This is a genomic window from Tissierella simiarum, assembly GCF_018917865.1.
GTDB classification, from domain to species: domain Bacteria; phylum Bacillota; class Clostridia; order Tissierellales; family Tissierellaceae; genus Tissierella_C; species Tissierella_C simiarum.
On the sequence record NZ_JAHLPM010000010.1, the window covers coordinates 124197 to 137108 of the forward strand.

Below are 12912 nucleotides of genomic sequence, written 5' to 3' on the forward strand. Positions count from 1 at the left end.
TTTCTTATTTCTTAATTATTCAGCACTTGGTTGTCCTAAATTATGTTGAGCTAATATCTTTTCAATGTCAGTGTGAGGACGTGCTATTACATGCGCTGTTATAATTTCTCCTACATTTCTACCAGCTGAGACACCTGCATCTACAGCAGCTTTAACTGCTCCTACGTCTCCACGAACCATTACTGTAACCATTCCAGATCCAATGTTTTCATATCCTATTAATAAAACGTTTGCTGCTTTAACCATAGCGTCTGCTGCCTCTATTGATGTTACTAAACCTTTTGTCTCAATCATTCCTAATGCTTCTTGTCCCATTATAATAACCTCCCTAGTTTTATTCATTATTTGTGATGCACTAATATTGATTTCATACATAAAACCTTGTTTTGTTTTTCTTTTATTACTAAACATTGTACTGAGTTAATATATTGTCTATATCGGTATGAGGACGTGCTATTACTTGTGTTGATACTATTTGTCCTATTTTTTGAGCCGCTGCAATACCTGCATCTACAGCAGCTTTAACTGCTCCTACATCTCCACGAACCAACACTGTAATTAGTCCAGAACCAACATTTTCATAGCCTATTAACAAAACATTTGCCGCTTTAGCCATAGCATCTGCTGCTTCTATTGCTGTTACTAAGCCAACGGTTTCAATCATTCCTAATGCTTCTTGCCTCACAATAGTACCTCCTTGAGTTTTTATTGATTTTATAATAAGTGTGTTTCTATTGCGGATATTCTTTCTTGCATTTTCTCAACTTCAGTATGAGGACGTGCTATTACATGTGTTGATACTACTTCTCCTACATTTCTGGCAGCTGAAACACCCGCATCTACAGCAGCTTTAACTGCACCTACATCACCACGAACCATTACTGTAACTAATCCAGAACCTATTTTTTCATAGCCTACCAATAAAACATTAGCTGCTTTAACCATAGCATCCGCTGCCTCTATTGCCGCTATCAAGCCTCTCGTTTCTATCATTCCTAATGCTTCACCCACAGTAACTACCTCCTTTAATTTTGTCAATTAATTACTATGTTTTACTATTAATTTTATAGTAATTGTTATTGCTCATCTTTTACTTTAAATATTAGTTCTTGTAAAATAATGATTCTTTCTTCACAAAATCCTGTATTTTTTTTGACATTTTAGTACTATTGAGAGTATTTTAAAAATTTTTAAGTGCAAAAAACGACATAAAATGAATATAGTTGACATAATTTTAGTCATATATTATACTGAAATTGTCGAAATTCTAGAATAAGAAATAGAAATCATCATAGAAATATATTTGTTTCTATAAGGAGGTACCTAACATGTTAAAAAAAATATCCTTAGGTCAAAAATTAGCTCTCTGTGCATGTATAGTCCTTTTGTTGGCTTTTGTCCTCCTTAACACGAGTACATTAAGAAAAACTTATACGTATAGTCGTGAACAGGCTAAAACCATAGCATCCTTCACTTCGAGATATAATGCAGAAAAAATTGAGAGAAACTTTGAGAAAGTTGCAACTATAGCAAAAGATTTTGCTATTCAAATGGAAACCATGGTTGAAGAAGGTAATCCTTCTAGAGAAATGGTAATGGCTACTATGAAAAATTCTTTGGAATTGCATAAGGACCTTTTTGGAATCGCTATAACCTATGAACCAAATGAATTTGATGGAAAAGATATAGAGTACATTAATAAGGAAGGCAATGATTCTAAGGGTCAATTCATGCCCTATATAAATCGTGGAAATAAGGACAGTTTTGTTACAGAACTTTGTATTTATGATTATTATACAGAGGAACAAATGGAATGGTATAATATCCCAAAAAATACAAAAAAAACATTTTTAACTGAGCCTACAGCTTATCTTGTTCAAGGAAAAAATACTACTATGGCTTCTGTAGCTGTACCTATTATTAGAGATGAAAAATTTGTTGGAGTTGTAAGTATAGATACTTCTTTAGATTATTTACAAACTGAAGTTGAGAAAGTAAAGCCTATGGGTGGATTTGCAGAAATAGTATCTACGGAAGGAACCTATGTTGCAAATGGGCTAGATCCTACAAAAGTTATGAAAGATGTTTCAAAAGAAGAAGAGTGGAATTCCTTATTAAAAAGAACTTCTGTTGGAGAAGAATTTACTGAATTTGGATTTTCCTCTATTACAGGAGAAAAAGTACTAAGAGTTTTCAGCACTATAAACATTAAAGGTACAGATCAATATTGGACTTATGTAAGCGTCATACCTTTTAGCAACATTTTCGCAGAGTATAATTTTTCATATAAAAGAATGTTAGTCATTGGCTTAGCACTTTTTTTATTTATCATATATATTAATTATTCCATTATCTCAAAAGATTTATAGATTTTTATAATCTATTTCTTTTATGTTGAAAAGGGGTTGTATGATATATGCCATATATTGAAGAGCTAAAAAATATATCATCTATTGGTATCATTAAGTTAAATAACGAGGAAGAGGTCTTATGTATGAATAGTCTTGCAGAAGAAATACTAAGGCTTAATTCCCATGTAAACAACAGGAATCTTAAGGAGTTAGCTCCTTTATTATATGAAGGAAGTGAACTGAAAACAGAAATAAAAGTAGGTGGAAAACATTTAATTTTAGAAAGACATAATTGTTACAAATACTCATTAATACTTATCTTTAACATAACCAGTGTGAAAACATGTTCTTCAACAAATATAGATAGAATTATGAAAACAAATGGCACTTATTATAGTTTTAAAAGTATCATTGGCAATAATAAGGATTTTAGAAGATCTATTGATTTTGCACGTAAAATAGCACGTAATAATTCTTCAGTCCTAATTTTAGGGGAAACAGGAACTGGAAAGGAGCTTTTTGCTCAAAGTATTCATAACGCAAGTAATTTTTCAGATGGTCCTTTTATAGCAGTTAATTGTGCTGCTATTCCAGATACATTATTAGAAAGTGTTCTCTTTGGTACTGTAAAAGGAGCATTTACTGGAGCAAAAGACAATGAAGGGTTAATTAGCCAAGCAGATAATGGCACTATATTTCTAGATGAAATCAACTCAATGAATTTAAATGCTCAGGCTAAATTGCTACGCTTCCTTCAGGATAGAAACATTAGAAGTGTGGGAGACAATAAACAGCGGAAAATATCTTGTAGAGTTATTAGTGCTGTAAATAGAGATATTGAACAGGAGATTAAATCGAATAAGTTACGAGAAGATTTATACTATCGGTTGGCAACAGTAACATTGCATATTCCCCCACTTACACAACGTAAAGATGATATTCCTTTGTTAGTAAAATCTTTTATTAAAAAATATAGAGATCAATTTAATACTAATATTGAGAAATTAGATGATGATCTTTTAAATTTATTTATGGAGTATAATTGGCCTGGCAATGTTAGGGAGCTGGAACATGTCATCGAAAGTGCTATGAACATGGTAGAACCAAGTGAGAAAACATTAAAACGAATACACCTATCCACACATTTGCTTCAAAAGTTCTTAACGATAAACACTTCTGATAATAGGGAAGAATCTCCAGAAAGTTACTCTTCACAAAAACATTTAAATGAAATTTTAGACGAAGTGGAAAGACAGGTAATTATTGAACGGCTAGAAAAATATGAAGGTAACATTACTCAAGCAGCTAAAGACCTTGGAATATTTAGACAAGCCCTTCAATACAGGATAAAAAAACATGAAATTGAATATCAAGAGCCATAAGCAAGCTATTCCTTTGTGAATATTATTATGTTCTAGTAAAAACTAATAATAAAAGATGATAGCTTGTTTATTTTTTATTTAAGAGGCAATTTAAAAATGCATGCAATATATAATTGCATAAATGAAATATACGTAAGTAAAATGGGGCTTTAACAGATAACGACACATATTGATAAAATAATAGCAATATCTTTTTAAAAATATTAAGTGCAACAATATTTTGCATTTAATATTTTTAATTATTTCTATAAATAAGAAACATCTGAATCCCAGCCATTTCAATGCTTATAAATAATTGTTTAAATAATAACACTTGGCACAGAATTTGCAATACATAATAATTGAAATATAGTAATCACTATGAAATGAAATACGTTTAAGGAGTAGATGTCATGATTAATCAAGAGAATTTAACTCTATGGGACTTAATTGATTTAGAAGTATTGGCAAATTCACAAAAAAAGATAGCAAACTTATCAAGCTTTCCCATATTCACTGCTGCTCCTGATGGAAATGCTTTTGGAGAAATGATGAATTGTACGCCTTTTTGTCAATTAATTCGTTCTTCTGCTAAAGGTGCATTTCTATGTCAAAAATCAGAATCTATGATTAGTAAAGTTTCTTTTAAGAAGGGACAATGTCAAGTTCACGATTGTCATATGGGCTTAAAAAATTGTGCAGTTCCCATTGTCATTGATGGACTTTTCTTAGGTTCTGTTCTTGGAGGGCAATTTTTTGTTGAAGGAGAAGAATATAAAAAATATCAATTTAACATAGAAAAACTTTCTAAAGAATTTAATATATCAAAGGATGAACTAAAAGATGCTATTTCAAAGATTCCTGTAGTGCCAGAAAAATATGTTTTTGATTGTTTAGAGTACTGCGAATTTCTAGCCGATTATATTACTGAAATTGGTATGAGAAATGTTACAAAGAAAAAGTTATTGAATCAAATTGAGAAAAATCTAGAATTTCAAAAAAAAGCTAAAATGGCTGAATTAAAAACTCTTGAGGCTCAAATTAATCCACATTTTCTTTTTAATACTTTAAATTCTATTGCTAGAATGGCTTTTTTTGAAGATTCGCCTAATACCGAAGAAATGATTTACTGTTTATCCGATCTACTAAGATATAATCTAAAGGAAATTGAAGAATTTCCTACTATAAATAGTGAACTGCAAAATATTGAAAGATATTTATTTATTCAAAATATACGATATAAGGATCGACTAAAATATTATATTGATGTTCCCGAAGAACTTTTAAGTTATAGAATTCCATCAATGATTTTACAACCTATTGTAGAGAATGCCATTGTCCATGGTCTTGAACCAAAGGCTGAGGGAGGAATCATATATATTTCATCTGAAATCAAAAAGGAAAAAATAATTATTATGATTAAGGATACAGGTGTAGGCATTCCTTCAAAAAAACTTAATTATCTTTTAACTAATCCTGAAGAATCTATGGGACTGGGCGTTAAAAATTCCCATAACCGTTTAAATACCTACTTTGGTCCCGATTATGGTTTAAGAATTTCTAGTGTGGAAAATGTAGAAACAATAGTGGAAATTCATTTTCCCTGTTTTAAAGAATTATCACCGATACCAAAGTTTATAAATTAAATTATCAATTATTTAAAAGAAAGGACTGAATTCAATATGTATAGTCTTATGATTGTTGAAGATGAACCTATGGAAAGACAAGCCTTACGTAAGATTATCTCTAAAGAATTTAAAGATGAAATCAAGATACTTGATGATGCAAAAAATGGTGCTGAAGCAATCATAAAAGCTCAGCACAATAAACCAGACATTATATTGATGGACATTGGGCTTCCAGAAGTAAACGGTATTGAAGCCCAATCTGAAATTATTTCGTTTTTACCAACAGTACAAACAATAATTATTACCGCTTACTCAGATTTTTCCTATGCCCAAAAGGCACTAAAGTTTAAAGCAAAAGATTATCTATTAAAGCCTGCAAAAACCATAAATTTAAAAACATCTATTAATAGAATTATTAAAGATCTAAATAATACATCACCGATTGAGCATTCTTTTACTTTAAAGGAAGCAGAATCGGATACAATAAAAAAGGCTCTTTCTTATATGAATGTTAATTTTAGGGATAAAATTGATCTTCAATCTATTTCTAACCATATACACTTAAATGCTCAGTATTTTAGCCGTGTATTTAAAAAAGAAACTGGTATTAGCTATATAGATTATTTAAATTCATTAAGAGTCAATTATGCCTGTAAAATGTTATCTTCTACCTCTTATCCAGTTTATCGAGTAGCTGTAGAGGCAGGGTTTACAGATCCATCTTATTTCAGTAGAGTATTTACAAAATATATTCAACATACTCCAACTGAATACCGTAGAAAATACTCTAGTAGTTCTAAATATAAATAATATTTTATCTTAAAAAAGTTAACAAGTTTATATTTTGTTAACTTTTTTTATATTAGTTTATACACTCTACTGTTTGTTTTTCTATACCTCTATTACCTTTACCCTATTTTGACTTATATATTCTTTAGCTAAATCCGTTAGTCTAGAATTTTTAGAAAGATATATTGTACCTTTCCCTGATATATCCCCATATGTGATGAAACTATCTATATTCTTTTCATCAATTATATTTACATCTGTATGCTCCTTTGAACACTCAGTACTCTTAATATCCTTTTCTTGTATTTCCTTGTTCTTAATACCTTTATATAGGTATTTATTTACTTCTATTTCAAAATCATATACTGAAACAAAACTCATTCCTAACTTTTCTGCCTTGGATTTGTGATCAAATAGCATTTTATTATATGCTTCGTTAGTATTTAACCTCATTAATTTAGCAAATTCAGTTTCAGGATTCCAACTAGCATCTATAGCAATTGCAGGTTTTCCCATCATCAGGGCTAATTGAATAGCTGTAGTCGTTTCATTATCAGCAATACCGACAGATATTTTAGCTAATGTATTTCGTGTTAATAAAGGTATAATCACACATTCTGCCTTTTTTATTGATTCATATATTTGTTTATCCCCTTCTATCTTTTCTCCAATTTTTCTCCATTCTTTTATTTCTTCTATTTTCAAGGCATTTTCAGAAATTATATATTCATATTTAACATTATCATATTGCATAAGTATTTCGAGAATTTCATTAGAATATGATGTACCTCCTGTTAATATAACCAAAGCTTTTTTCTCATAATAATCACATAACAGTTTCTCTATTATTTGTTTTAGCTTATGCTCATCCACTGAAACATCCCCTTTTTACTACAGATTCAAAGTGCTTATCATGACAGTATCTTTTGATGATAAATCTGCTGCATTTGCTTCATCGGTATCTACATGAAATTCTAGGCTGTACTTAGGACTTACTCGTACAATTACATCTCCAAATATAGTCTTTCTCTCTCCAGAAGTAATCACATTGACGTTTTGACCATTGATTACATTAAATGCTTTTGCATCTTCTGGGGTCATGTGTATATGCCTCTTCGCAACTATTACTTTTTCTTTTAGAAAAACACTTCCTTTAGGACCAATAACACAAATATCTCCTGATCCTTTTAGATCACCAGATTCTCTCACTGGAGATTTAACTCCCAATGTAAAACTATCTGTTTTGGAGATTTCAAGCTGACTTTCTTCACGAACTGGACCTAAAACACGAACATTAGATAAACTTCCTTTAGGTCCTGCAATGCAAACTACTTCCTTTGCAGCAAACTGTCCTGGTTGTTTTAGCTCTTTTAATTCATTTAATTGATAATTTTCTCCAAAAAGTATCTCTAAATCTTTTTTACTTAAATGAATATGACGATTTGAAACACCTACAGGTATCTCCTTTTTTTCTGGATTAACTTCTAGATGTTCTCTAATAAGATTTGCTATCTTTATTGCTAATTCTTGATTGTTTATTTCCATATATTCCTATCCTTTCAAAAACTTACTAACTAAATTATAAAAATTTATGATATTCTATTTATCTGATTTCTTTTTGTTCTTAGAATTATCTTCTTGTTTTTCTGATTTCTTCTCAGTTTCATCTTCGGAAATAGAAGCCGCTTTTTCTTCAGTAGTTTTTTCTACTTTTGCCGATTTTTCCTGTTTTTCAGACTTTTCTTCTTTCACTTCTTTTACTGCTTTTTTCTCTTTCGTTGGCTTTTCTTCTTTTACTTCTTTTGCTACTTCTTTTAGCTTTTCTTCCTTTTTCACTTCTTGTGCTTTTTCTACTTCTTCTTTTTGAAATGTTTTTGGTATAGAATTATCTGGACGTGCTATTACGTGTACAGATACTACTTCACCTATATTCTTCGCAGCAGCAGCACCTGAATCCACGGCGGCTTTAACTGCACCTACATCTCCACGAACCATTACAGTAACCAATCCATGACCAATCTTTTCATAGCCCATCAACGAAACATTTGCAGATTTAAGCATAGCATCTGCTGCTTCAATTGCCGCTACTAAGCCTTTTGTTTCAATCATCCCTAATGCATCTTGACTCAACAATATTACCTCCTTCTACAAATTGTTTTATTGTACGATTAATACACTTTTATTTTATCCTAAAACCGCCCTATAATCTGACAAAAATACAGAGTACTTCTTGTATAAAATATATTTGTTTCATAAAATTAATGGTATTTTCTTGACATTTATGGACTATTCGTATTGTTAGTTAAAATAAAGAGAAAATATATAAACATAAAATATCCCTCATATAAAAATTGAGGGATATTTTATGACTGTTTAAATTCTAGTTTTCCAAGTTAAAAGCATTGTTTTCCTGATTATCAGCTTCTACATTCATTAAAATATTTTTCTTCACTTTCTTGTATATAATAAACCCTATAGTATCAGCAAGACCCCATCCTATAGGAATAGACCACCATATTCCTCGTTGAGCTATCTGCGGGATACTTGAAAGTATATATGCCATTAATACTCTAGTACCTAAAGAAATTATTGTAAGAATTAGGGATACATTTAATTCTCCAATCCCTCTAAAAAATCCATAGAACATAAATAAAAATCCTATTAATATATAAAATATAGATATTATAGATAGATATTCTACTCCTAGTTTTATTACATTTATTTCATCTGCATTTACAAATATTCTCATTAGATTATTTGAATTTATAAAAATCAATACTGATAATATTATGCAAAATATTATTATAGTTCGAGAAGCAGATTTTACTCCTTCCAATATTCTGTCCTTCTTCTTAGCTCCTTTATTCTGAGCAACATAAGTAGAAAATGCGTTTCCGAAGTCTTGAACAGGTAAATATGCTATAGAATCTATCTTACCAGCAGCAGTAAATGCCGCAATAGTATCTGGTCCAAAGGTATTCACAATACCTTGAACACATACCATGCCGAATGTCATTATAGACTGCTGAATAGATGTAAGAAAACTAAACTTACCTACGGTAAACGCTATTTCTCTATCAAAAATCATATCTTCACGAGTTAACCTGATAAATGGTATCTTTACAAATGCATAGATTAAGCATAAAATCGAAGAAACAGCTTGAGCTATAATTGTAGCAAGAGCTACTCCAAATACACCCATTTTATATACTATAACAAAAACTAAGTCCAGCACAATATTAATAGTAGCAGCAAGTATTAGGAAATACAAAGGTGTTTTTGAATCACCTATAGACCTTAATAAAGCTGAGCAAACATTATAAAGATAAACAAATATAAGTCCTGCAAAGATAACCTGTAAATATATTTGAGAATCTTTAAATATGCTTTTAGGTGTATTTATAAGTAGTAACATTCTTTCAGTATTTAATACTAAAACAATTGATAATAAAACTGTAAAAACACCTATTGATAAAAATGAAAAAAATATTGTCCTTCTAAGATTAGAGTAGTTTTTCTCACCAAAATAATATGAATATACTACTGAAGCTCCCATACATAATCCAATTATTACAAAAGAAAAAAAGTTCATAAGCATAAATGATGATCCCACTGCTGCCAATGCATCTTTACCTATAAACCTTCCAACTACAACAGAATCTACAATATTATATAATTGTTGAAATAAGTTTCCAATCAACATGGGAAATGTAAACTTTAATATAGTCTTAGATGGATTTCCCTTTGTCATATCAGTTACCATAAATATTCCTCCTCTATGCCTATCTATTGTAGTCTAACATGAATAAATGTATAATTAAAATATCAATATATTATAGAATGTATATAATATTTTATATAGGAGAATGAGCTATGGATATGAAACAGCTTTTATATTTTGTTACTGTAGTAAATGAAGGAAATATTACGGCTGCAGCAAAAAAACTACATATTGCACAACCTGCCCTTAGTAATCACATTAAAAATCTTGAAGAAGATTTAAATGTCAAATTATTTCATAGAGGTCCAAGAAAAATAACTCTTACGGATGCAGGAGAAATTCTTTTTACTAAAGCAAATAATATTCTTGAATTAAAACATTCTATTAGAAAAGAATTAGAAGATAATAAAAGTGGTTTTAAGGGAACGTTAAAGATTGGTACCATATCAGCAATAGACGCCGATCTATTGGAAAACAACTTTTTAAAGTTTCATAAGAAATATAATAAAATTAAATATGAACTCTACGAAGGTATTACTCCTGAAATTATAGATCTATTATTTTCAAGAGTAATTGAAATTGGAATAGTAAGAACACCTTTTGATAAATCAGGTCTTAACACTACTTATCTAAAAATTGAACCAATGATAGCAGCATATCAAAATGATGATACTTTAGATAAGTTAGGAGATAGTATTTCAATAAAGGATCTTAATAAGAAACCCCTTATTATTTATCGCAGATTCGAGCATATAATAATTTCAGCATTTCAAAAATCTGAAGTAAATCCCTATATTTTCTGTATAAATGATGACTCTAGAACTTCTCTTCTATGGGCAAATGCTGGTTTAGGTGTTGCTATTGTTCCAATATCTTCTAAAAATCTTGTACTTGCAAATAATTTAAAATTTAAAATTATTGATGACGAGTCTTTGTTTACTCAAGTTGCAATAATAACTCTTGAAAATAGTAATCTATCTACTGTAGCAGTCAATTTTTTAAGAGAAGTTACTGAAGAATAAATAATATGGCAGTTAGTAAAATCTAACTGCCATATTATTTATTTTAATTATGCTCCTAAGAACATTTTCATATCATCTTCAACGTTTGAGATTGTTCCAATTCCAAAGGTCTCTACTAATACCTTAGCTACATTTGGTGATAGGAATGCTGGTAGTGTAGGTCCTAAGTGAATATTTTTTACTCCAAGGTGTAAAAGTGCCAACAATACTATTACAGCTTTTTGTTCGTACCATGCAATATTGTATGCAATTGGTAATTCGTTTATATCATTTAATTCAAAGATTTCTTTTAACTTAAGTGCTATTACTGCCAATGAGTAGGAATCATTACATTGTCCTGCATCTAATACTCTTGGAATTCCACCTATATCTCCAAGACTTAATTTATTGTATTTATATTTTGCACATCCTGCTGTTAATATAACTGTATCTTTAGGAAGTTTTGAAGCGAATTCTGTATAGTAATCTCTACTCTTCATTCTTCCATCACAGCCAGCCATTACAAAGAATTTCTTTATAGCTCCTGTTTTAACTGCTTCTACAACCTTGTCTGCTAAAGCAAATACTTGAGCATGAGCAAATCCACCAACGATTTTTCCTGTTTCAATTTCTATAGGTCCTGGTAATTTCTTCGCATGTTCTATTATTTGTGAGAAATCTTTAGATTGTCCATTTACTCTATCAGGGATATGCTTAAATCCTGGATATCCAGAAGAACCTGTAGTATATACTCTATCAGAGTAGGATGCACTTGGAGGAACTATACAGTTAGTAGTAAATAGTATTGGTCCGTTGAATTTTTCGAATTCTTCTCTTTGTTTCCACCATGCATTTCCATAATTTCCTACAAAGTTATCATATTTTTTAAATGCTGGATAATAGTGAGCTGGTAGCATCTCTCCATGAGTATAAACATCTACACCAGTTCCCTTTGTTTGCTCTAGTAATTCTTCTAAGTCTTTTAAATCATGGCCTGAAATTAATATAGCTGGATTATTTCTAACGCCTATATTTACTTCTGTTATTTCTGGGTTTCCATAAGCAGATGTATTAGCCTTATCAAGTAATGCCATAGTATCTACACCATATTTACCAGTTTCTAAAGTTAATGCTACTAGTTCATCAGCAGTCAAACTATTATCTAATGTAGCCGCCAGTGCTTTTCTTATAAATTTAGAAATTTCTTCATCTTCATATCCTAAATTCATAGCGTGTTCCGCATAAGCTGCCATTCCTTTAACGCCATAAGTAATCAGTTCTCTCAAGGAACGAACATCTTCATTTTCTGTTGCCAATACTCCTACTAATGGACTGTTTGCCTTTAATTCTATGTCATCATCTGAATTAATATTCCATGTAGCAGCATCGTGTAGATCATCTAAAGAAACTCCTTTTTCTCTTAAATTTCCTTTTAATTCTTCTCTTAATTTAAGGGCTTCTTTAATCTTTTCAATAAATCTATCCTTATCAAAATTTGCATTTGTTATTGTCATAAATAGTCCTTCAATTAAAAACCTATCTAAATTCGGCATCTTTAAACCTATTTCATCAGCTTTTAATCCTAAAATTGATATTCCTTTTAAAGTATATATCATTAAATCTTGTAAGTGGGCAACATCTGATGTCTTTCCGCAAACTCCCATCTTAGTACAGCCTTTACCTTGTGCTGTTTCTTGACATTGATAACAAAACATACTCATTTCCATACCTCCTATTTATTTACTCTTTGTAAATACAATATTACTATATCTTCTATAGAGTTTCGGTAACATAGGTTACCGATATAATATTTTTTAATAATCTTTTCCTGCTGCCATTACATTATTAGGATCAAAAGCATGACAAGGAGTTACTCCGTATACCATACTACATTTTGGACATTTTCCTTCATGATTTTCCATTTCAAATTCTTCACCACATTCAACACATTTAATAATTAAAGGCAGTATCATTGGCTGGGTGTCAAATCCCATCATCCTTATTTTATCTACTACCTGTTTTCCATTTTCAAAGACTCCTGAACATCCTTCATGCATAATT

The 12912-nt window shown here is 30.4% G+C and carries 13 protein-coding genes and 1 pseudogene; 5 read left to right on the plus strand and 9 right to left on the minus strand.

Features of this window, described 5'->3' with window-relative positions; all coding sequences use genetic code 11:
• Positions 1-15: 15 nt before the first annotated feature.
• The 3 genes from KQI42_RS12700 to KQI42_RS12710 form a co-directional block, all read right to left on the minus strand.
• Positions 16-315 carry a BMC domain-containing protein gene (locus KQI42_RS12700; RefSeq protein WP_216520326.1) on the minus strand — a complete coding sequence of 100 codons (300 nt, stop codon included), beginning with the start codon at positions 313-315 and terminating at the stop codon, positions 16-18.
• An 88-nt stretch (positions 316-403) separates the two neighbouring features.
• Positions 404-664: a BMC domain-containing protein gene (locus KQI42_RS12705; protein WP_216520412.1), complete on the minus strand. Its 261-nt coding sequence runs from the start codon at positions 662-664 to the stop codon at positions 404-406.
• A gap of 50 nt (positions 665-714) precedes the next feature.
• Complete coding sequence (locus tag KQI42_RS12710) at positions 715-993, minus strand: BMC domain-containing protein (RefSeq protein ID WP_216520414.1); 279 nt, start codon at positions 991-993, stop codon at positions 715-717.
• A 335-nt stretch (positions 994-1328) separates the two neighbouring features.
• On the opposite strand from KQI42_RS12710, the gene KQI42_RS12715 reads away from it, so the two are divergent.
• The 4 genes from KQI42_RS12715 to KQI42_RS12730 all read left to right on the plus strand — a co-directional run bounded on the left by KQI42_RS12715 (position 1329) and on the right by KQI42_RS12730 (position 6150).
• Positions 1329-2369 (plus strand): PDC sensor domain-containing protein, encoded by a 1041-nt coding sequence (locus KQI42_RS12715; RefSeq protein WP_216520328.1) that lies wholly within the window; start codon positions 1329-1331, stop codon positions 2367-2369.
• Positions 2370-2416: 47 nt separating this feature from the next.
• Positions 2417-3733 (plus strand): sigma-54 interaction domain-containing protein, encoded by a 1317-nt coding sequence (locus tag KQI42_RS12720; protein WP_216520330.1) that lies wholly within the window; start codon positions 2417-2419, stop codon positions 3731-3733.
• Positions 3734-4125: 392 nt separating this feature from the next.
• Positions 4126-5358: a sensor histidine kinase gene (locus tag KQI42_RS12725; protein ID WP_216520332.1), complete on the plus strand. Its 1233-nt coding sequence runs from the start codon at positions 4126-4128 to the stop codon at positions 5356-5358.
• A gap of 36 nt (positions 5359-5394) precedes the next feature.
• Positions 5395-6150 carry a response regulator transcription factor gene (locus KQI42_RS12730; protein ID WP_216520334.1) on the plus strand — a complete coding sequence of 252 codons (756 nt, stop codon included), beginning with the start codon at positions 5395-5397 and terminating at the stop codon, positions 6148-6150.
• An 81-nt stretch (positions 6151-6231) separates the two neighbouring features.
• Here KQI42_RS12730 and KQI42_RS12735 read toward each other — a convergent pair whose 3' ends face one another.
• The 4 genes and pseudogenes from KQI42_RS12735 to KQI42_RS12750 form a co-directional block, all read right to left on the minus strand.
• Complete coding sequence (locus KQI42_RS12735; protein WP_216520336.1) at positions 6232-7002, minus strand: flavoprotein; 771 nt, start codon at positions 7000-7002, stop codon at positions 6232-6234.
• An 18-nt stretch (positions 7003-7020) separates the two neighbouring features.
• On the minus strand, positions 7021-7674 hold the full coding sequence (locus KQI42_RS12740) for a phosphate propanoyltransferase (protein WP_216520338.1): 654 nt from the start codon (positions 7672-7674) through the stop codon (positions 7021-7023).
• Positions 7675-7989: 315 nt separating this feature from the next.
• Positions 7990-8259 (minus strand): annotated as a pseudogene (locus tag KQI42_RS12745) (BMC domain-containing protein); the annotation flags it as partial.
• A gap of 250 nt (positions 8260-8509) precedes the next feature.
• The gene (locus KQI42_RS12750) at positions 8510-9892 is read right to left on the minus strand and encodes an MATE family efflux transporter (RefSeq protein WP_216520340.1); all 1383 of its coding nucleotides are present in this window, start codon (positions 9890-9892) and stop codon (positions 8510-8512) included.
• Positions 9893-10002: 110 nt separating this feature from the next.
• Between KQI42_RS12750 and KQI42_RS12755 the strand changes: the two genes are divergently transcribed.
• Positions 10003-10872, plus strand: a complete 870-nt coding sequence (locus tag KQI42_RS12755) for a LysR family transcriptional regulator (protein ID WP_216520342.1) — start codon at positions 10003-10005, stop codon at positions 10870-10872.
• A 47-nt stretch (positions 10873-10919) separates the two neighbouring features.
• On the opposite strand, the gene hcp is transcribed toward KQI42_RS12755, so the two are convergent.
• Together hcp and KQI42_RS12765 are read right to left on the minus strand one after the other, a co-directional pair.
• On the minus strand, positions 10920-12572 hold the full coding sequence (gene hcp, locus KQI42_RS12760) for a hydroxylamine reductase (RefSeq protein ID WP_281420429.1): 1653 nt from the start codon (positions 12570-12572) through the stop codon (positions 10920-10922).
• A 93-nt stretch (positions 12573-12665) separates the two neighbouring features.
• A complete protein-coding gene (locus KQI42_RS12765; protein ID WP_216520344.1) occupies positions 12666-12908 on the minus strand; it encodes a hydrogenase maturation nickel metallochaperone HypA in 243 nt (80 codons plus the stop codon).
• Between the last annotated feature and the right edge of the window lie 4 nt (positions 12909-12912).

Bases quoted from the DNA above. Each gene is read 5' to 3' on its own strand.
- KQI42_RS12750 (WP_216520340.1), bottom strand. From the start codon at position 9,892: ATGGTAACTGATATGACAAAGGGAAATCCATCTAAGACTATATTAAAG.
- KQI42_RS12725 (WP_216520332.1), top strand. From the start codon at position 4,126: ATGATTAATCAAGAGAATTTAACTCTATGGGACTTAATTGATTTAGAA.
- KQI42_RS12730 (WP_216520334.1), top strand. From the start codon at position 5,395: ATGTATAGTCTTATGATTGTTGAAGATGAACCTATGGAAAGACAAGCC.
- KQI42_RS12715 (WP_216520328.1), top strand. From the start codon at position 1,329: ATGTTAAAAAAAATATCCTTAGGTCAAAAATTAGCTCTCTGTGCATGT.
- KQI42_RS12740 (WP_216520338.1), bottom strand. From the start codon at position 7,674: ATGGAAATAAACAATCAAGAATTAGCAATAAAGATAGCAAATCTTATT.
- KQI42_RS12755 (WP_216520342.1), top strand. From the start codon at position 10,003: ATGGATATGAAACAGCTTTTATATTTTGTTACTGTAGTAAATGAAGGA.
- hcp (WP_281420429.1), bottom strand. From the start codon at position 12,572: ATGAGTATGTTTTGTTATCAATGTCAAGAAACAGCACAAGGTAAAGGC.
- KQI42_RS12705 (WP_216520412.1), bottom strand. From the start codon at position 664: ATGATTGAAACCGTTGGCTTAGTAACAGCAATAGAAGCAGCAGATGCT.
- KQI42_RS12765 (WP_216520344.1), bottom strand. From the start codon at position 12,908: ATGCATGAAGGATGTTCAGGAGTCTTTGAAAATGGAAAACAGGTAGTA.
- KQI42_RS12700 (WP_216520326.1), bottom strand. From the start codon at position 315: ATGGGACAAGAAGCATTAGGAATGATTGAGACAAAAGGTTTAGTAACA.
- KQI42_RS12710 (WP_216520414.1), bottom strand. From the start codon at position 993: ATGATAGAAACGAGAGGCTTGATAGCGGCAATAGAGGCAGCGGATGCT.
- KQI42_RS12720 (WP_216520330.1), top strand. From the start codon at position 2,417: ATGCCATATATTGAAGAGCTAAAAAATATATCATCTATTGGTATCATT.